Origin of the sequence: Streptomyces sp. NPDC012510 (genome assembly GCF_042955065.1) — a bacterium.
GTDB lineage: Bacteria > Actinomycetota > Actinomycetes > Streptomycetales > Streptomycetaceae > Streptomyces.
The window spans coordinates 61,439-80,262 of sequence record NZ_JBIBEN010000027.1; the positions used below are offsets into that span (position 1 = coordinate 61,439).

An 18,824-nucleotide genomic window follows, 5' to 3' on the forward strand; every position below is an offset into this window, starting at 1 on the left:
TCGCCACCGCACCCCCTGAAGTCGCCGTCGAGTTCTAGACTGGGGCGCAGGAGCGCCCGGAAGGGGCGCGGGGAGCTGAGCGTCCAGCCCCCACTCACCCGCACTCCCCGCACAACACCTCTGTCGCCCCTCTTTGCGCCCGGCGAATTATCGAAGCGCTTCGACAGCCTATGGACACCCATCCACCGCCGAGCTACTGTCGAGCCACCCTCACTCACCCCGTTCAGAAACAACGCGCAGTCGAAGCGCTTAAACACGCTTGGAGAGCTGGATGGTCACCCTCGCCGAGGTCGCCCAGCACGCCGGAGTCTCGGCGAGCACGGTGAGCTATGTCCTCAGCGGCAAGCGGTCGATCTCCGCCGGTACCCGGCAGCGGGTCGAGCGGAGCATCCAGGAGCTCGGCTACCACCCGAACGCGGGGGCCCGCGCCCTGGCGAGCAGCAGGTCGAACATCGTCGCCCTGATGGTCCCGCTCCGCACCGACATGTACGTCCCGGTGATGATGGAGATCGCCATAGCGGTGGCCACCACGGCCCGTACGTACGGCTACGACGTGCTGCTGCTCACCGGCGAGGAGGGCCCCGACGCGGTGCGCCGTGTCACGGGCAGCGGGCTCGCCGACGCGATGATCCTGATGGACGTGGAGCTCGACGACGAGCGGCTGCCGCTGTTGCGTGCCACCGATCAGCCGTCTGTGCTCATCGGCCTGCCGGCCGACACCAGTGGCCTGACCTGCGTCGACCTCGACTTCCGGGCGACGGGCGCGCTGTGTGTGGAGCATCTGGCGATGCTCGGCCACCGGGACGTCGCCGTCATCGGCGAGGCACCCGCGGTGTACGAGCGGCACACCGGTTTCGCCGAGCGCACGCTCGACGGACTCCGGAGCCGGGCGAAGGAGCTGGGCCTGCGTGTGCTGCACCGCCCCTGCGAGGGCGGCTACGACACGATGGCCGCGACCCTGGCCCGGGTCTTCGACGAACGGCCGGGCACCACGGGGTTCGTCGTGCAGAACGAGTCCGCGGTGGAACCGCTGCTCGCACTGCTGCGGCAACAGGGGCGCGCGGTGCCGGAGGACGTCTCGGTGATCGCGGTCTGCCCGGACCAGGTCGCCGTGCAGGCCTCGGTGCGGCTGACCTCGGTCGCCATCCCGGCCCAGGAGATGGGCCGGCGGGCCGTGGAGCAGTTGGTCGCCAAGCTGGAGGGGCGGGACACCGACGAGGTGGTGCTCCTCGCCCCCGAGCTGACGGTCCGCGCGAGCACGGGGCCGCTGTCCACCACGGGCTGAGGCCGCACGGGTCCCCCATGCCCTCCCCTCCCCACCCCTCCCCTCCCCTCCCCACCTCTCCCCTCTCATCTCTCTCCGCCACCGCCCGGCCCACCGGAGCCGAGCCGGGCGTGCCGCCACTCCTCCCTCCCAGGAGCCGTCTCGTGAATCAACCTGCCGAGAACCAGACCCCGACCGGCGCGGTCAGCCTCGCCCAGTCCTCCCCCACCGTCGGCACGTTCCGTGAGCGGGACGGCGCACTGGAGTGGAGCGGACGCCAGGAAACCCTGCGGATCGAGCCCTGGGGCCCGGACGCGGTCCGGGTCCGGGCCCGCCTCGGCGGACCGGTCCTGGACGGACTGCCGGGGGCCCTGCTCGACGAGCCGGAGCCCACCGAGAGCAGCGTCAAGATCGAGGACGGGCTGGGGCGGCTGACCGTCGGCGCGCTCACGGTCGAGGTCGACGCCGAGGGCCTGATCCGCTACAGCCGCACGGTGGACGGCAGCGAGCTGCTGTCCGAGGCCCGCGCCCACTTCTGGTGGCCCGGCTCGCGCCTCTACACCGCCGTCGGCAACGGCTACCACCGCCTGGAGCAGCGGTTCGCCGCGTACGACGACGAGAAGCTGTACGGCCTCGGACAGCACCAGCACGGGCGGCTCGACCAGAAGGGGCTGGTGCTGGATCTGGTCCAGCGCAACGCCGAGGTCGGCATCCCCGTGCTGACCTCCAGCCGGGGCTACACCCTGCTGTGGAACAACCCGGCGATCGGCCGAGTCGAGCTGGCCGGCAACGGTACCCGCTGGGTCGCGGACTCGGCCCGGCAGATCGACTACTGGATCACCGCGGGCGATCCGGCCGACGCCCAGCGCCGCTACAGCACGGCGACGGGCCGTGCGCCGATGCTGCCCGAATGGGCGGCCGGGTTCTGGCAGTGCAAGCTGCGCTACCGGACGCAGGACGAACTCCTCGCCGTGGCACGGGAGTACAAGCGGCGGGGCCTGCCCATCGACGTCATCGTCTGCGACTTCTTCCACTGGACGCATCTGGGCGAGTGGAAGTTCGACCTGAAGGAGTGGCCCGACCCGGCGGCCATGGTCCGGGAGTTGGAGGAACTGGGCATCAAGCTGGTGGTGTCCGTGTGGCCGTCGGTGTCGCCGCTGAGCGAGAACCACCATGTGATGGAACAGCGCGGGTACTTCATCGGGACGCAGTACGGCCCGATGGCGCACGCCGACTGGCCGGACAAGGAGGTCGCGTCGACGGTCCAGGTGGCCTTCTACGACGCGACGAACCCGGAGGCCCGGGAGTTCGTGTGGTCGCGGGTGAAGGAGAACTACCTGGACCGGTACGGCATCGACGCGTTCTGGCTGGACGCCTGCGAGCCGGAGCTCAAGCCGGGCTTCCAGGAGAACCTGCGCTACTGGGCGGGGCCCGGTCTGGAGGTCGGCAACATCTATCCGGCCGAGAGCGCGCGCACCTTCTACGAGGGGCTGCGGGCGACCGGTGAGGAGGAGATCGTCTCCCTGAACCGGTCGGCGTGGGCGGGCAGTCAGCGGTGGGGGGCCGCGCTGTGGTCCGGTGACATCGGAACGGACTTCCCGACCCTGCGGCGGCAGATCGCGGCGGGGCTCAACACGGCGTTGTCCGGCATTCCGTGGTGGAACACGGACATCGGCGGTTTCCACGGGGGCAACCCCGACGATCCGGCGTACCGCGAGGTGATGGTCCGCTGGTTCCAGTTCGGGGCGTTCTCGCCGCTGATGCGGCTGCACGGCTTCCGCGAACCCGGCATGCCGCTGGGGCCGGACATGACCGGCGGGCCCAACGAGGTCTGGTCGTACGGGGAGGAGGCCGGGGGAATCCTGGAGCGGTATCTGCGGCTGCGGGAGCGGTTGAAGCCATATGTGCTGCGGGTCATGCGGGAGGCCCACGAGGAGGGGCTGCCGGTGATGCGGCCGCTGTTCCTGGAGTTCCCCGAGGACGAGCGGGCCTGGTCGGTGGACGACGCGTATCTGTTCGGGCGGGATGTGCTGGTCGCGCCGGTGTTGGAGGCGGGGGTGACCGTCTGGACGACCTACCTGCCGGTGGGGGCGCGGTGGACGGACGCCTGGAGCGGGGAGACGTACGAGGGTGGGCGATCGGTGACCGTGGACGCCCCGTTGGACCGGATCCCGGTGTTCCTGCGGGACGGTGCGTCCCTGCCCATCGCCGAGTAGGGGGTCGCCTCCCCCTCCGCGTACCGGCCCGAGCGGAGGTGGCGCTCCGCCGGGCGGACCGGCCGGATCGTCGTGCGCGGGCGGGTCTACGCTATGGCGCCACGGCCATCCCATGATCCTCAGGGGTGCGCACGACCTCTGAGCGAGTGGAGTTGACGGAGGATGAACAGCCGTACGGGAGACCCTCGTGGCGTACGCGGGGGACGGCCGGGCCGCGGGAAAAGGCCTGTTCGTGGACCCGTCCACCGGACGCGGACGACGATACGCACCACCGGCGCGTACCTCGCCGTGCCGAACCCCGTGGTCCCGACGGACGGGGGCGTCCCCCGGGGTTTCCTGCCGGGGCCCGCGCGGCACGTCGCCGTGTGGAGCGCGCTCACGCTGCTGGTGACCGGCGTCGTGTCGGTGGGCGTGTGGATCTGTGTGACGTTCCAGACGACGGTCACGCCGGTGCTGATCGCGCTGCTCGGCACGGCGCTGCTCGGCCCGTTCTACCGGCGGCTGGTGGCGATGCGACTCAACCGGTCCCTCGCCGCCGGGCTGACGTGTGCGGCCGTGGTGGTGGTGATGGGCGGAGCCGCGTACATCGTGGTGGCCGCGCTGATCGACACCGGTGACCAGATCATCTCGTCGCTCCGGGACGCGGCCAAGTCACTGAGTGAGGAGTTCGGGCTGGCGGGGACGTCGCTGGACGACCTGGCGAAGAACGCCAAGGAACTGCTGTCGAAGTTCGGCGGCACCGCGGCCTCCGGGGTGCTGACCGGGGTCAGCGCGGTCAGCCAGTTCGTCGGCATGGCCATCCTGGCGATGCTGCTGATGTTCTTCTTCCTGCGGGACTCCGACAAGGCGGTCGCGTCCCTGCACTCGCTCGCGCCGCGTGGCTCCGGTGACACCCTGGAGGTGATGGCGCGGCGCGCGTTCCGGGCGATCGAGGGCTATATGCGGGGGACGACACTCATCGCCTTCATCGACGGTGTCTGTATCGCCATCGGTCTGCTGATCCTGCAGGTGCCGGGCGCCGTCGGTCTCGGCGCGCTGGTGTTCGTCGGCGCGTACATCCCGTATCTCGGCGCGTTCCTGTCGGGTGCGGTGGCGATCCTCGTGGCGTTCGCCGACCGGGGTCTGGTGACGGCCCTGTGGGCGGTCGGGGTCGTCTTCGCGGTGCAGATCCTCGAAGGGAACGTGCTCCAGCCGATGATCCACAGCCGGACGGTGCAGATGCACCCGGCGGCCATTCTGCTGGCCCTCACCGCGGGCGCCTCCATCGCCGGCATCCTCGGCATGCTGCTCGCGGTGCCGCTCGTCGCGGCGGCGACCGGGGTGCTGTCGGAGCTGCGGGCACGGTACGGGGACGGGCAGGGGGCGCACCCGCCGGCGGGGCGGGCGTGACGCGACGGTCCCGGTGCCCGCCCGGGCACCGGGACCGTCGCGTCAGCAAGGGGTCGCTCAGGTGGTGGGCCTGAGCTGCCACTGCTGGCAGTTGTTGTTCAGCCAGCTCCACAGCCGGACGTCGGCGCCGTCGGCGGTGCCGCAGTTGGCGACCTCGGCGACCTTGCCGCTGTTCTCGTTCACGATCCGCACGTAGTCACCGGTGGCGGTGTGAATGAGGCGGAACTTCTGGCAGTTGTTGTTCAGCCAGGACCACTGCCGGATGTCCGTGCCGTCGGCCGTCGCGCAGTTCGTGGTGTCCATGGCCTTGCCCGTCCTGACGTTCACCAGCCGGCTGGTGTCGTTGCCCAGGTCCTCGATCCGCCACTTCTGGTTGGTACTGCCGTTGCAGGTCCACTGGAAGATGTTCGTGCCGTCGGCGGTGTTGCCGCCCTCGACGTCCAGGCACTTGCCGCTGTTGCGGTTCACCAGGGTGTACGCGGTCGGGGTGGCCGCCGTCTCCCCGTCGGGGCCCGCCAGGGTGGTGCCGAGCGCGACCGGGGTGCCGAAGTTCGGCGTGCCGTCCGCGTTCCAGGTGAACTTCTGCGCCCGGGCGGTGCGGTTGTTGTCGCAGCCGTTCGTCGAGGTGTCGTTGCGGGCGTGGTAGACGATCCAGTTCTCGGTGCCGTCGGGCGAGGTGAAGAAGCCGTTGTGGCCGGGGCCGTAGACACCCGCCGCGTCATTGCGCTGGAAGACGGGCGTCTGCTTCTTCGTCCACGCGGCGGCGCTCAGCGGGTCGGTGCCGGTCAGCTCCAGCTGGCCCAGCTTGTAGTCCGGGGTCCAGCATCCGCTGGCGGAGTAGACGAGGAACGTCTTGCCGTTGCGCTGCAGCGCCTCCGGGCCCTCGTTCACCGTGCCGCCCGACCGCTCCCAGCTCAGGGTGGGCTGCGAGATGGTGCGCAGCGTTCCGCTGACGGTGTACGGGTTGCTCATCGGGGCGATGACGAGGTTCTGGGTGCCGTTGGTGGTGTTGGCGCTGCCCACCATGTACAGCCTGCTGCCGACCTCCAGCACGCTGGCGTCGATCAGCCAGGGGTCCGAGTCGGTGGGCTTGATCTTGTTCTTGTAGTGGTACGGACCCATGGGGTCCGAGCCCTCGCTCTCCAGCACGTGGGAGCGCTGGGTGCCGAGGTAGTCGCTGACGCAGGCGCCACCGACGTAGTAGAGGTACCACTTGCCGTTGAAGAAGTGGATCTCCGGTGCCCAGAAGTTGCAGCCGCGGGAGGTGTCGGTGTCCTTCCACACCTGCACGCTGGGGGCGGTCGCGAGTCCGGCGAGGGTGGGCGACTTGCGCATGGTCAGCACGTCCGACCAGGACGTGGTGATCATGTAGTAGTTGCCGTTGTAGTACTCCACCCAGGGGTCGGCGGCCTTCTGCGACTTGACCGGGTTGGTGAACGGCCGCCCGTCCGCGGCGCCGGCGGGCTGGGAGGTGGCGCCCAGCAGCAGGGTGAGCACGGCGATGACCATGGCGGCCCATCTGCCCCTGCGCATGCGGGATCCCGCACGGGTACGCAGCACTGTCGTCGTCCCTTCGTCAATCGATCCGAAGGCACCTTGTCGTCCGATATGCCGGACAGGGTTCGGAGGTTCGGCCAGAAGCTAAAGGGGGCGCCCCACCTGCGTCAACGGGTCACGCGGAATTGAGATGCGGCCAATTCCGGGGAGCACTCCCCGTTTAGGCTGGGACCCCAGGCGGTTCGACCAGACGCGCCATCGTCCGCCCCCCTCTCGGAAAGGACACACCTGTGCCCTCCACCCCGTCCGCCCTCACCCTGGCCAACCTCTTACTGCGGCCCACGCTCCGTTCCCGTCGCGACCCGGACCGGGTCTTCGAGCGGATCGCCGACAAGGCCGGGCGAGCGGAGGGGGACGAGGAGTTCACCGAAGGCTTCCGGTTCCTGCTGCGCCACTGGGCGGGCGACACGGACCTGTCCCCGGTCGGCTGGCAGTCCGCGCAGGCCCATGTGCGCAGGCATCTCACCAACCGGGCACGGATCCGGCGGCTGATCGCCGAGAACCCGGCCATCGAGGAGGAGCCCATCGAGAGGCCGGTGTTCGTGGTGGGTCTGCCGCGCACGGCCACCACGCTCACCCACGGCGTTCTGTCCCTCTCGGACGACCACCGCTGCCCGCGGCTGTGGGAGTTGCTCGCCCCCGGCCTCGAACCGTCGCCCGAGCAGCGGCAGAGGGCGATCAACTCGGCGCGCCGGATGCTCGACGGCACCTATCGGCTCGCTCCGCGCTTCCGTGAGATCCACCCCATGACCGCCGAGGGCCCCGAGGAGGACACCTTCCTCCTGCCGCACGCCCTGGTACCGCTGTCCCAGGCCCACCTGCCGGAGTATCACGCCTGGCACTTCGAGCGGGACTTCGTCCCCGACTACCGCCACCTCAAACAGGCCTTCCAGGTGCTCCAGTACGGCCGCCCGCGCCGTCGGTGGATCCTGAAGTCCCCCTTCCACACCGGCAACCTCGACGCCCTGTTCTCCGTGTTCCCGGACGCCACGCTCGTGTGGACGCACCGCGATCCGGTGACCGCCGTCGCCTCGTTCTGCAGCCTGGTCGAGGTGGGCATGGTCCTCTCCCGCCGCACGGTCGACCCGCACCACCTCGGCGCCACCTGGCTCGATCTTCTGAGCCGGTCGGTACGGCGCGGCCTCGCCGCCCGCGTTCGCCTACCCCGCGAGGCCGTGGTGGACGTGCCGTACACGTGGCTCGGCTCCGATCCGGCCACGGGCGCCCCGAAGCTGTACGACGCCGTCGGCGCCCGCTGGACCGACGCCGACGCCGCGCGGCTGCCCCAGGTCGCCACCGGCCTCAAGGGCTCCCGCCCTCACCGCTACGACCTGGCCCGTTACGGGCTGAGCCGCGAGGGTGTCGAGGCGGTGTTCACGGAATACAACGCGCTGCGGGCCGAGGTCGACCCCGCCTGACGCGCGAAGGCCCCCGGCCGACGGCGGTCGCCGACGCCCGGGGGCCCACAGGAGCGCCCGTGGGCATACGTCCGCAGGGACTAGCCCACGACCCGGCCCAGCTCGATCCGGTCGATGTTCGGCGCCCAGGCGCCCGCGTTGCCGAAGGTCACCTTGTTGGCGCCCTTCGCGAGGTCGACCGGGACGCCCACCGTCCAGTAGTCGTCCCAGCTCCAGGTGTTCTTGAACGTGACCTTCTTCGGCGCGGCGGCCCCGACCGTGATGTCCGCCGTGCGGGACATGATGTCGGTGTTGTAGGCGTGACCGTTGTCGCGGCGGTCGTTGTGCGCGTAGTGGACGACCAGCACGTAGCGGCCGGCGGTGGGCGCGTTCACCGTGAACTCGGCGGTGCTGTCCGCGCTGTTGCCGAGCCAGCCGATGTACGAGCCCCCGGAGGCGTACGCCGAGTCGACGAGCTTGGCCCCGCCAGCGAGCGTGGCGTCGGCGCCGTCGAGGGCGAGGGTGCCGGTGGTCAAGCCGGCGCCGGTGACGTCGAGGGAACGGACGGCGGTGTACTTGGCGGTCACGGTGAGGCGGTTGTTGCCCGCCACGAGGTACAGCCTGAGCGGCCGGTCGGGCACCGCCGCCACCGACTGCCCGTGCAGGGCGAGCTTCACCGGCGCCGACGCACGCGGCACCACCCGGTAGTAGCCGTCGCGCGGGGCGTACACGTCGAAGACCGCTTTGTCGCCGGAGCGCAGCAGCAGCGCGCCGGTGCCGACTCCGGCCGACGAGGAGTAGTCGTACGACGGCTTGCCGCTGATGTCCGCGAGCGTGGCCTCGTAGGAGGCGGCGGGCTCGGCGGTGCGGGCGGTGAGGTCGACGCGGTCGAGGGTGACCTCGGCGGCGCCCTTGGCGAGGGTCAGGGTGTGGGTGCCGGCCGACAGCTCCACCCGGACGTCCTTCTTGGCGCGGTAGGTCCAGTTCTCGGTGGACGGATAGGTGACCGTGACCGGGTCGCCGCCGTCGACCGACAGCTTCTGGGTGGCCGGGGCCCCCGACTGGTTGCCGTACAGGATCGCCAGGTCGTACGTGCCGTCCTTCGGGACCGACACGGTGAAGTCGACCTTGCTGCCGGCCTGGTTGAGGGAGCCGACGTCCTTGGTGCCGGAGGCCGCGTAGCCGTTGGCGTTGCTGACGGTGCCCTGGGTGTAGACCTTGCCGTCGGTGATGGCGGCGTCCTCGGCCTCGTAGGAGGCGGTCCAGGGGACGGACGGGGCGGTCGGGGTGCCGGAGCCGCCCGGGGTGAGGACGATCCGGTAGGCGGACATCTTGTGCAGCCCGCGCAGGGGGACGGTCACCGTGCCGTCGTCGGCGACCTTCACCTTCGCGCGGGAGAGGACACGCGGGGCGGCGTGCTGTCCCTCGTAGCCGGACCAGGCGGCCTCGGCGACGGTCGCGGTGACCGTGCGGCCGAAGAGGGACCGGGAGACGTTCTCGACGACGACGTCGGCGTCACCGGCCGAGCCACCCAGCAGGACCTGGGCCTGGCGGCGGGTGGTGTCGAGGGAGGCGAGGCCCTGGAGGGTGTCGATGGTGTTGGCCCGCGGCGGGGTGACCTTGACGGTGTTCCCGGTCAGGCCCGCGTACCAGCGGAAGAACCACCAGCCGCCGTTGGGGATGTTGGAGCGGACCACGTTGCCGTCCATGTTGCCGGCGGCGTCCCAGTACGCCTGGTTGGCGTACACCTTGTTCCTCTCGAACATCGAGACCCACTGGACGAGTTGGCCCGGGACGGAGAGGTCACGGCGGTTGGCGTACTCGTCGATGTTGATCTTCAGTGGGGCTACGCCCGCTTCCCGCTCCAGGGAGCGGTAGTCGTCGTAGTGCGCCTGGAAGTCCTTCAGGGAGCCGGAGCCCAGCTCGTGCCAGGTCATCACCTGGGGCAGGACGTTCTCGCGCTTGGCGAAGGCGAGGAAGTCCTTCAACAGGCGGGTGTGGTAGGCGGCTTCGTTGGGGCCGGCGATCCGTGCGTCGGGGTCGATGGCGCGGATGCGTTCGTAGACCGTCTTCCAGTCCCTGAAGAACCGGTCGCGGTTGACCTCGTACTGCGCCTGGTCGGAGACGCCGAGCTTGTACCACATCAGGTCGGGCTCGTTGAACGGGATGTAGACGAAGCGGTCGCTGTTCGGGTCGGCAGAGACCTCCTTGACGATCTCGTCGACCTTGGGGAGGTAGTCGTCGATACCGAGGTCCTCGTAGGGCCACTTGGCGTAGATGTCCTGCATCATCACGTTGATCTCGCCTCCGCCGTTGCGGAAGAACGACTTGGAGACGGTGAGCGCGTCGCCGTTGGGGTGCTGGGCGCCGCCCTCCGGCTTCTGCGAGATGCTGGTGATCTTCAGCGGTGCGAGGGCTGCGTCGCTGGGCACCCCGTCGTCGCTGAGCCCGTAGAGCGCGCCGTTGGCGCCGAGCATCACCGGCCCCTCGGAGGCGGAGAGGTCGACGGTGAGGCGTTGCGGGGCGGCGGTGGCCGCCGTCGCGGACGCCCCGGTGGCGGGGAGGGTACTTGCCATCGCGGTGACTCCTAGTAGTGCCATGACCAAGGCGGTTCTCGTACGAGACCTGGTGCGGGTTCTTTCACGGGCTCGCGTGCGGGTGGGGGTGATCACGCTGTCGGACCTCCGGTCATTTGACGGCTCCACTGGTGATTCCGGACACGATCTTTCGCTGGCCGACGAGGAAGACGGCGACCATCGGCAGGCTCATCACCACGACGTACGCGAAGACGAGATGCCAGTTGTTGAGGTAGAGCTGGGCGCTGGCGACCTTGTAGAGGTTGAGGGGGAGGGTGGCTCGGTCGCCGCCGCCGAGGACGAAGAAGGCGTAGAAGATGTCGCTCCAGGCGTAGAGCATCACCATGATCGTGGCGGTGGCGATGACCGGCCTCAGGAGCGGCAGGACGATCCGCGCGAAGATCCGGAAGGGCCTGGCCCCGTCGATCCGGGCCGCCTCCTCCAGCTCCATGGGGATGGCGCGGATGAAGCCCGTCATGAAGAAGATCGAGGTGGAGAGGTACATCCCGGTGTAGACCGCGATCATTCCGGGCCGGGTGCCCGCGAGGCCCAGCTGCCGCAGCTCCATCACGATGGTGATGACGGCGGGCGGCAGCAGCAGTCCGCTGATGCACAGCGCGTACGCCACCGAGACCAGCCTGGACGTGCGGCGCGCGAAGACCCAGGCCGCGCCCGCGCCGAGGATCAGCACGAGGACCACCGAGGGGACCACGACGAGCAGGGAGTTGAGCAGACCGCGCAGCATCTCGCCCTGGGCGACGGCGTCCTCGTAGTTGGCGCCGGGCTGCAGGCGCTCCGGCAGGTCCAGGTTCGGCCTGATCGCCTCCGCCTGCGGTTTGGCGGAGGTGACGAGGACCAGCCACAGCGGGACGCCGACGACGAGGGCGGCGAGGAGCAGGACCAGGCCGGGGCGGCCGTAGCGCCAGAGCGCGGACGGGTTCACAGCAGCTGCTCCCTTCGTCGCAACCCGATGACGAGCGGGATAGCCACGGCGACCACCACCAGGAAGAGCACGAGACTCATCGCGGAGGCCTGCGCGTACAGGCCCTGTCCGAAGATCCGGAACATGTAGATGTTGAAGACCTCGGTGGAGGCGGCGGGCCCGCCGCCCGTGGTGGCCTGCACGATGTCGAAGGTGTTCATCGAGCCGATGAGGGCCGTGGTGACATTGAAGGTGAGGGCCGGTGCGAGCATCGGCCAGCGCACCGACCAGAAGGTCCGCCAGGGCCCGGCCCCGTCCATCCGCGCGGCTTCGAGCATGTCGCCGGGGATGCCCTTGAGGCCCGCCAGATAGATCAGCATCGACAGGCCCATCCACTTCCAGCCGTGGATGAGGGTGACGACGACGAGCGTCCAGGTCGTCGAGCCCAGCCAGGGGATGTCCGTGCCGAGCACCGAGTTGACCGCGCCGTCCTGGTCGAGGAGGGCCTGGAAGACATAGCCCGTGGCGAGGGCCGAGATGAGGACCGGCAGGAAGAAGACGGCGCGGAAGAACCGGTTGAAGCGGGTGTCGTCCTCCAGCAGCAGGGCGAGCAGCAGTCCGAAACCGTTCTGGAAGAGCGCCGCGAGGACGGCGTACAGCAGGGTGGTGCGGATGGCGCGGACGAGGGTGCCGTCGGCGGCGATGGTCCTGAAGTTGTCGAGGCCGGTGAAGGCGATGTCCGGGTGGTACGAGGACCAGTCGGTGAACGGGTAGTAGAAGTTCAGCAGGTTGGGCACCAGGAAGAAGCCCGCGAAGACGACGATCGCGGGGAGCGCGAACCACCAGGGGTGGTGCACGGCGGCGCGGGGCAGCCGCCCCACTCCCTTCGGCGCGCCCTGCGCGGGTGCCTGCTTGCGCGCGGTACGTACGACAGTGTCCGCCATGGCTAGAAACCCGGCGCGCCCTGGGCCTTGGCCACCTGCGCGAACTGGTCCTGGATGGCTTGGGCGACCTGTTGCGGGCTCTTCTTGTCGTAGAGCATGTCGGCGAGGTAGAGGTGCGTGTCCGGGGCGACGATCGCCTTGGCCTGGAAGACGCCGATGGCGGTGGACAGGGCCGCGACCTGCGCCTTCGAGGTCTGCGGGAGCCCGTCGGGGGTGGGCACGGACGGCTGCACGGACGGGATCTTCATCGTCTTGATGTAGTCGGCGTAGTCCGGGCCGAGCCAGAAGGCGAGGAACTGCCGGGCCGCGTTCTGCCGCTTCTCGTCACCGGTCCGGAAAGCGACCACTCCGTTGGTCTGGTCGGGCGAGTACAGGCCGGTGGCGGCGGAGTTGGCGACCGGGAACCAGCCGATGCGCTCGTCGATCTGCTCGGTGGAGTACTTGGCCTGCAACTGGCTCTGGAAGGAGGTGACATTGAGGACCATGCCGGCCTCGCCCTTCCACAGCGCGTCGGCCTGCCCGGTGAAGGTGCCGGTCCGGTGATTCTTCTGGGCGAGCCCGGCGTCGAGCAGCTTCTCCTTGTACTTCTTGATCGCGCCGACCACGACCGGGTCGGTCCACTTCTCCTTGTTCTCGTTGAGGTCGGCCCACCACTGCTTGTCGAGGTCGGTGAGCTGGACCTGCATCTGCCACTGGAGGGGCCACTTGTCGCCGCCGGCCTCGTAGAAGGCGGCCGCGTCGGTCTCGTCGACGACCTTGTGGCCGAGCGCGAGGAGTTCGTCGTAGGACTTCGGGAAGTCCTTCTCGGTGATGCCGGCCTGCTTGAAGACGTCCTTGTTGTAGTAGACGCCGAGCATGGCGGGGCTGGTGACGATCGCCGCGTACCGCTTGCCGTCGATGACACCGAGCGACTTCTCGGTGTCGCCGAGCCGGGAGACCCACTCCTCGCCGTCGAGGGTGAGGAGGTTCTGCTGCGGCTGGATGAACGGGAGAGTGGAGATGGACGGCTGCCAGAACATCAGGTCCGGGCGGTCACCGGAGGCCAGCTTGGTCGGCACGTTCTGCTCGTAGAGGTCCGGGACCGCCTGGGTCTCCACCCGGGCGCCGGTCGCCTTCTCGAAGGCGTCGATGACCTGCTGGGGCGCGTTGACCGTGTTCTGCGCGGTCCACATCGTCAGTTTCACACCGTCGAGGCGGGCGGTGGGGTCGACGGCCGTCCGTTTCGTGTCGGTGTCCGCGCCGGAGGACCCTGCCGTGGGATCGCTGCACGCGGTGGCGGCCAGGCCGAGCGCGCATATGAGGGCCAGCGTCGGGAGAGCTCTTGTCTTCATCAGGGTCCTTTCGTGGATACCCCCGGCTTTGGTCGAGGGAGGAAACGAAAACCCTGCGGAGCAGGGCAGGGGCGGGGTTTCGCCGGCAGGGCGAAAGGCCGTGCCCCGATCCGCAAATTCGATGGACGGGTGCCGGGCAGGGCAGGATGCTGAACAGCTCTGTCCGTAGCGAGAGTTCAGGCCTGTGTGCCGGTCGCGGGTTGGCCGGTCGGCGGAGCGGGCGGTGGCCCCGCGCTCTCCCGCACCACCAGTTCCGGTACGGAGACGGGGTGCGGGGCGATCTGCGCGGACTCCTCGACCACCCCGTGCAGCAGGGCGAACGCGGCCCGTCCGAGGCCGGTGAAGTCCAGGCGTACGGTCGTCAGGGACGGGGTCAGATAGGCGGAGTGCGGGGCGTCGTCGAAACCGGCCACGCTCACCTCGCCGGGGACGGACCTGCCGGCCTCGTGCAGGGCGCGGAGCACACCGAGCGCGAGGTCGTCGTTGCCGCAGAGGATCGCGGTGACGGCCGGGTCCCTCGCCAGTGCGCGCCCGGCCCTGTGACCGCCCGCCGGGCCCCAGCTTCCCTGCAGCGGGCGGGGTTCGGGCGCGCCCGCCTCCCTGAGCGCCTGGCGCCAGCCGGTGGTACGGGCGGCGCTGGTGCGCCGGGTACTGGACGGGATCGCGACGTAGTGGACGGTCTCATGGCCGAGGGAGAGCAGGTGGCGGGTCGCCTCGTAGGCGGCCTCGCGGTCGTCGGTCCACACCCAGGGGCGGTCGCCGCCGGGTGGTGCCGCGGGGGTCTCGACCACACCGACGACCGGGAGTTCCGCGGGGACCGCTCCGAGGGCGGCGACACCGGCCGGGTCGTAGGCGATCACGATCAGTCCACCGGCCGCGTCCGCCGCGCGTCGCACCTCGGCGGCGACGGCGGCCTCGTCGGCCGACTCCAGGACACCGATCCCGACCGCGTACGACGCCGCGCGCGCCGCCTCCTCGATGCCCTGGAGGATCGAGGCGTAGCCGTAGTGCGTGGTGTTCGAGGTCAGCACGGTCACGGCCCGGCTGCGCCCGCTGGCCAGCGCGAGCGCGGTGCTGTTCCGGCGGAACCCCAGCTCGTCGATGGCGGCCAGGACGCGTTCCCGCGTCGACGGCTTGACGCTGGGGTGGCCGTTGATCACCCGGGATACCGTCTGGTACGAGACTCCGGCGGCGGTCGCGACGTCCCGGATGCTCGCCGGGCGCCTTGTGTGACCGGTCACATTCATGCCAGAATTGTGACCGGTCACATGAGGGGCGTCAAGAGACATGACGAGAGAACGCAACGGGACGTGAGAGACACACGAGAGATCCACACGGACGCCTCCGAGTGTCGGACGGCGCACGGACGGGACAGCTCAGGAGGGAAAGCGGCCTTGGACTCGGGTGCGAGTGACTTCGGTGGAAGCGGCTTCGGGCGAAGCGGCCTCGCGGGACGAAGCTTGGGTGAAAGCGGCCTGGGTGAAAGCGGCCTGAGGGAAAAGGGCTTCGGCCGAAGCGGCTCGGGCGGAAGCGGCTTCGGCGGCGGTGACCCGATGGACGACGCTGCCGACACCGGCTCGGCGGAGGCGGCCTTCACGTGGGGGCATCCGGCGATCGAGACCGCGTTCGCGACCGCCGCGGACGGCACGCTGCGGCTGGTCCGGCTCGGTCCCTCCGGGGACACCGCCGCGCCCGAAGCGGCCCTCCCCCTCGTGGAGTTGACCGCCTTCGGGCACGGCAGCGGGTGGTCCGGACCGCGCTTCACGGGGACAGCCCTCGGCTCGCGGCTCGCGTACCGCGGTCATCGAAGCGGCGGGGACGGCGACCGGGGCCGGCTGACCGTCGAACTCCACGATCCGGTGCTCGGGCTGACGGCCCTCGTCGAGCTGTCCTCCCCCAGCGGAGCGGCCGTCCTCCGCTCCCGCGTGCGGCTGCGCAACGACGGCGCGGAACCCCTCGTCGTCCAGTCCGTCAGCAGCCTCCTTCTCGGTGGACTCCCCTCCCCCGACGCCCTCGACGTGCACCGGGCCCGCAACGACTGGCTCGCCGAGTGCCGTTGGTACGCGGAGCCGCTGCGCGACACTGTCGCCGACATCAGCGTGGACGCCCATCAGCACGACAGCCGGGCCACGCTCGCACTCACCGGGCGGGGCAGCTGGCCCAGCGACGGGCATCTGCCGATGGGGGCACTGACCGAACGGGACGGCGGGCGGGCCTGGGTGTGGCAGGTCGAGTCGCCGGCGGGCTGGCGCTGGGCCCTGGGCGAACACGCGCACGGCACTCATCTGGCGTTGAACGGCCCGACGGACGCCGAGCACCAGTGGCGGGTACGGCTCGCACCGGGCGAGGAGTTCACGACCGTGCCGGCGGTCCTCGCGCTCGGGGCCGGGCTGGACGATGCGCTGGGCGCCCTGACCGCCTACCGCCGTGCCGTCCGCCGGCCCCACCCCGACCACGAGGGGCTGCCCGTGGTCTTCAACGACTACATGAACACCCTGATGGGCGACCCGACGACCGAGAAACTGCTGCCGCTGATCGACGCGGCGGCGGACGTGGGCGCGGAGTACTTCTGCATCGACTCCGGCTGGTACGACGACTCGGTGGACGGCGGCTGGTGGGACAGTGTCGGCGAGTGGCTGCCCTCACCCCGCCGGTTCCCCGGCGACGTGGGGCAAAGGGCCGGCAGCGCTGACGGCGCCGACGGGACTGCAGGGACCGACAGCGCTGAAGGGGCCGGCAGCGCTGAAGGGGCCGACAGCGCTGAGGGGGCCAACAGGGCTGAAGGGGCCGACGACGGCATCCGGGCCGTACTGGACCGCATCCGGGAACGCGGCATGGTGCCCGGCCTGTGGCTGGAGCCGGAGGTCGTCGGCGTACGCAGCCCGGTCGCGGCCGAACTCCCGCCGGAGGCCTTCTTCCAGCGCGACGGCGTACGGCTGACCGAACAGGGCCGTCACCAGCTCGACCTGCGCCACCCGGCCGCCCGCGCCCACCTCGACAAGACGGTGGACCGTCTCGTCGGCGAGTGGGGCGTGGGCTACCTCAAGCTCGACTACAACATCGTCGTCGACCCCGGCACCACCGCCCCCGGCGACCTCTCCCCCGGCGCCGGCCTCCTCGGCCACGCCCACGCCTACCTGGACTGGCTCTCCGGTGTCCTGGACAGGTACCCCGGGCTCGTCGTCGAGAACTGCGCCTCCGGCGGTATGCGCATGGACGGCGCCACCCTGGCCGTCGCCCAGCTCCAGTCCACCAGCGACCAGCAGGACCCCCTGCGCTACCCCCCGATCGCCGCCGCCGCGCCCACCGCCGTCCCGCCCGAACAGGGCGCCGTCTGGGCCTACCCCCAACCGGACCACCCCGACGACCTGATCACCTTCACCCTCGGCACAGCCCTGCTCGGCCGCATCCACCTCTCGGGCCACCTGAACCGCATGTCCGAGCAGCAACTCGGGCTCGTCCGGGACGCGTTGGTCACCTACAGGTCCATCCGGGGAGACCTCGCACGGGCCGTGCCCTTCTGGCCTCTGGGCCTGCCTTCCTGGACGGACGAGTGGCTGGCACTGGGGATGCGGGTGCCGGGCGGGGCTGCGTACGTGTCGGTGTGGCGGCGCGGCGGCGAACCCGAGGTGCGGTTGCCGATGGGGCACTTGGTCGACCAGGACGCCCGCACGGAGATCCTCCACCCGTCCGCCGCGTACGCCGACGCGGGCACGGCCGCCGTCTGGCGACGGGCCGACGGGGAACTACACGTGTCCGTCACCCGCGCACCGGGCGTCCTGCTGGTTCGCCTGACGCCGGAGAGCCGGTAGGACTCCGTCAGATGTGCCTCGATCCTGGTGCTCCGGCGATATTCGCTTGCGCGCGCCGGGTCGGGCGGGCAGCGTCGCCCGCACCGACGGAGGCAGGGAAGATGACCACGCAGATCCAGCAGGTCGACCAGGAACTCGTCCTGGCCGCGGCCCATGTCGCCCGCACGCGTTGCCGCGGCGACAACCACACCATGGCGGCCGCGGCCCGCGCCCGGGACGGCCGGATCGTCACGGCGGTGAACGCCTACCACTTCACCGGAGGTCCGTGCGCCGAGCTGGTCGTCATCGGCGCGGCAGCGGCCCAGGGCGCCTACGAGCTGGACACGATCGTCGCCGTGGGTGATCGCGAACGCGGGGTGGTTCCCCCGTGCGGCCGGTGCCGTCAGGTCCTGCTCGACTACTTCCCCGACATCGAGGTCATCGTCGGCGAGGGCGATCGCGTCCGTGCCGTGCCGATCACCGAGTTGCTGCCCGCGCGCTATGTCTGGGCCGACCACCAAGTGGAACCCGAGTAGGCAGCGCCCCGGCGGGAGACAGTGGGAGACGGCGGGAGATCCGAGCCGGTGCCGCATGGGGGCACGGCACCGGCTCGGGCTCACCCGCGGCGCGGACGCCGTCGGGCGTCAGCTGCTGCTGACGGTCAGGTTGTTGGTGGTGAAGTTCAGGCCACCGGAGGACGAGGTGACCTCGAAGCCGAACTGGACGTCGCCGATGGTCTCGTTGCCCATCCAGCGCTTGGTGTCCTTGATCCACTTGAGGATGGGGAGGATCTGGACCGTGCCGGAGGTGGAGTCGGAGGTGCGGAGGAAGGAGAAGACGTCCCAGTAGGTGCCGTCGGAGCGGTAGGCCCGGCCCTTGTAGACGTTCCAGTTGTGACCGCCGAGGCTCACGCTCTGCTGGAAGCTGCCGAGCGCGCCGACGTCACCGTTGTAGTTGACCCAGAGCATGGTCTCGTAGTCGTAGTCCGTGTCCCAGATGTCGTACGAGGAGTTGTACGCGCCCGAGGACGGGACGGTGACGTTGTAGCTGCTGTTGAGCGAGCCGATCGAGGTGATCGTCTTGTTGATCACCTTCTTGGAGTTGGGGTACGACTTGATGCCGCCGGTGTTGGGGTGGTTGGCCCAGACCCCCCAGTTGGTGCCGGAGTTGGCCCAGATGCACTGGCTGCCGGCGCCGCCGCCCCAGATGTTGTTGTAGAGGGTGTAGCCGTTCAGGCTGGTGTTGCCCCACTGGTCGCAGGAGTTCCAGACGGCTGCCGAGGCGGGGGCGGCGGCGAGGCCGATGGTGGCGCCGAGCGCGAGCGCCGGGGCCAGCAGGGCCTTGCCGATCCGGCCCAGGGTGCGGGTGCGGGTACGGGTGCGGGTGCTTCTTGCCATGGGTGTCGTGTTCCTTCCATGGGTGGGGGGAAATGCGGGG

At 70.2% G+C, this 18,824-nt stretch carries 13 protein-coding genes; 6 read left to right on the forward strand and 7 right to left on the reverse strand.

Translation table 11 applies throughout. From position 1 onward, the window contains the following. Positions 1–271: 271 nt before the first annotated feature. The 3 genes from ACFY9I_RS36030 to ACFY9I_RS36040 all read left to right on the forward strand — a co-directional run bounded on the left by ACFY9I_RS36030 (position 272) and on the right by ACFY9I_RS36040 (position 4,869). Positions 272–1,285: a substrate-binding domain-containing protein gene (locus tag ACFY9I_RS36030; protein WP_391009699.1), complete on the forward strand. Its 1,014-nt coding sequence runs from the start codon at positions 272–274 to the stop codon at positions 1,283–1,285. Positions 1,286–1,428: 143 nt separating this feature from the next. Then, positions 1,429–3,480 carry a TIM-barrel domain-containing protein gene (locus ACFY9I_RS36035; protein WP_391009702.1) on the forward strand — a complete coding sequence of 684 codons (2,052 nt, stop codon included), beginning with the start codon at positions 1,429–1,431 and terminating at the stop codon, positions 3,478–3,480. Between the two features lie 363 nt (positions 3,481–3,843). Then, positions 3,844–4,869 (forward strand): AI-2E family transporter, encoded by a 1,026-nt coding sequence (locus ACFY9I_RS36040; protein WP_391009839.1) that lies wholly within the window; start codon positions 3,844–3,846, stop codon positions 4,867–4,869. Between the two features lie 57 nt (positions 4,870–4,926). On the opposite strand, the gene ACFY9I_RS36045 is transcribed toward ACFY9I_RS36040, so the two are convergent. Then, the gene (locus tag ACFY9I_RS36045; protein WP_391009705.1) at positions 4,927–6,402 is read right to left on the reverse strand and encodes a family 43 glycosylhydrolase; all 1,476 of its coding nucleotides are present in this window, start codon (positions 6,400–6,402) and stop codon (positions 4,927–4,929) included. A 254-nt stretch (positions 6,403–6,656) separates the two neighbouring features. Between ACFY9I_RS36045 and ACFY9I_RS36050 the strand changes: the two genes are divergently transcribed. After that, positions 6,657–7,844 (forward strand): sulfotransferase, encoded by a 1,188-nt coding sequence (locus ACFY9I_RS36050; protein WP_391009708.1) that lies wholly within the window; start codon positions 6,657–6,659, stop codon positions 7,842–7,844. 80 nt (positions 7,845–7,924) lie between these two features. Here ACFY9I_RS36050 and ACFY9I_RS36055 read toward each other — a convergent pair whose 3' ends face one another. From ACFY9I_RS36055 to ACFY9I_RS36075, 5 genes are all read right to left on the reverse strand, one after another. Beyond that, positions 7,925–10,399 (reverse strand): CBM35 domain-containing protein, encoded by a 2,475-nt coding sequence (locus ACFY9I_RS36055; protein WP_391009711.1) that lies wholly within the window; start codon positions 10,397–10,399, stop codon positions 7,925–7,927. Between the two features lie 112 nt (positions 10,400–10,511). Beyond that, positions 10,512–11,342, reverse strand: a complete 831-nt coding sequence (locus ACFY9I_RS36060; RefSeq protein ID WP_391009714.1) for an ABC transporter permease subunit — start codon at positions 11,340–11,342, stop codon at positions 10,512–10,514. Further along, positions 11,339–12,265, reverse strand: coding sequence for an ABC transporter permease subunit (locus ACFY9I_RS36065; RefSeq protein WP_391009717.1), 927 nt, complete (start codon positions 12,263–12,265; stop codon positions 11,339–11,341). Before ACFY9I_RS36065 ends, ACFY9I_RS36060 begins: the two co-directional genes overlap by 4 nt. Positions 12,266–12,267: 2 nt before the next feature. Continuing rightward, a complete protein-coding gene (locus ACFY9I_RS36070; RefSeq protein ID WP_391009720.1) occupies positions 12,268–13,596 on the reverse strand; it encodes an extracellular solute-binding protein in 1,329 nt (442 codons plus the stop codon). A 176-nt stretch (positions 13,597–13,772) separates the two neighbouring features. After that, positions 13,773–14,843, reverse strand: coding sequence for a substrate-binding domain-containing protein (locus tag ACFY9I_RS36075; RefSeq protein ID WP_391009723.1), 1,071 nt, complete (start codon positions 14,841–14,843; stop codon positions 13,773–13,775). Positions 14,844–15,149: 306 nt separating this feature from the next. Between ACFY9I_RS36075 and ACFY9I_RS36080 the strand changes: the two genes are divergently transcribed. After that, a complete protein-coding gene (locus ACFY9I_RS36080; RefSeq protein WP_391009726.1) occupies positions 15,150–17,408 on the forward strand; it encodes an alpha-galactosidase in 2,259 nt (752 codons plus the stop codon). Between the two features lie 101 nt (positions 17,409–17,509). Further along, the gene (locus ACFY9I_RS36085; protein ID WP_391009729.1) at positions 17,510–17,923 is read left to right on the forward strand and encodes a cytidine deaminase; all 414 of its coding nucleotides are present in this window, start codon (positions 17,510–17,512) and stop codon (positions 17,921–17,923) included. Positions 17,924–18,031: 108 nt separating this feature from the next. Here the strand turns inward: ACFY9I_RS36085 and ACFY9I_RS36090 are convergent, their stop codons facing one another. After that, the gene (locus ACFY9I_RS36090; protein WP_391009732.1) at positions 18,032–18,784 is read right to left on the reverse strand and encodes a hypothetical protein; all 753 of its coding nucleotides are present in this window, start codon (positions 18,782–18,784) and stop codon (positions 18,032–18,034) included. Positions 18,785–18,824: the final 40 nt, after the last annotated feature.

Excerpts from the sequence above, each read along its gene's own strand:
- ACFY9I_RS36030 (WP_391009699.1), top strand. The coding sequence starts at position 272 with ATGGTCACCCTCGCCGAGGTCGCCCAGCACGCCGGAGTCTCGGCGAGC.
- ACFY9I_RS36045 (WP_391009705.1), bottom strand. The coding sequence starts at position 6,402 with ATGCGCAGGGGCAGATGGGCCGCCATGGTCATCGCCGTGCTCACCCTG.
- ACFY9I_RS36055 (WP_391009711.1), bottom strand. The coding sequence starts at position 10,399 with ATGGCAAGTACCCTCCCCGCCACCGGGGCGTCCGCGACGGCGGCCACC.
- ACFY9I_RS36065 (WP_391009717.1), bottom strand. The coding sequence starts at position 12,265 with ATGGCGGACACTGTCGTACGTACCGCGCGCAAGCAGGCACCCGCGCAG.
- ACFY9I_RS36070 (WP_391009720.1), bottom strand. The coding sequence starts at position 13,596 with ATGAAGACAAGAGCTCTCCCGACGCTGGCCCTCATATGCGCGCTCGGC.
- ACFY9I_RS36075 (WP_391009723.1), bottom strand. The coding sequence starts at position 14,843 with ATGAATGTGACCGGTCACACAAGGCGCCCGGCGAGCATCCGGGACGTC.
- ACFY9I_RS36080 (WP_391009726.1), top strand. The coding sequence starts at position 15,150 with ATGGACGACGCTGCCGACACCGGCTCGGCGGAGGCGGCCTTCACGTGG.
- ACFY9I_RS36085 (WP_391009729.1), top strand. The coding sequence starts at position 17,510 with ATGACCACGCAGATCCAGCAGGTCGACCAGGAACTCGTCCTGGCCGCG.
- ACFY9I_RS36090 (WP_391009732.1), bottom strand. The coding sequence starts at position 18,784 with ATGGCAAGAAGCACCCGCACCCGTACCCGCACCCGCACCCTGGGCCGG.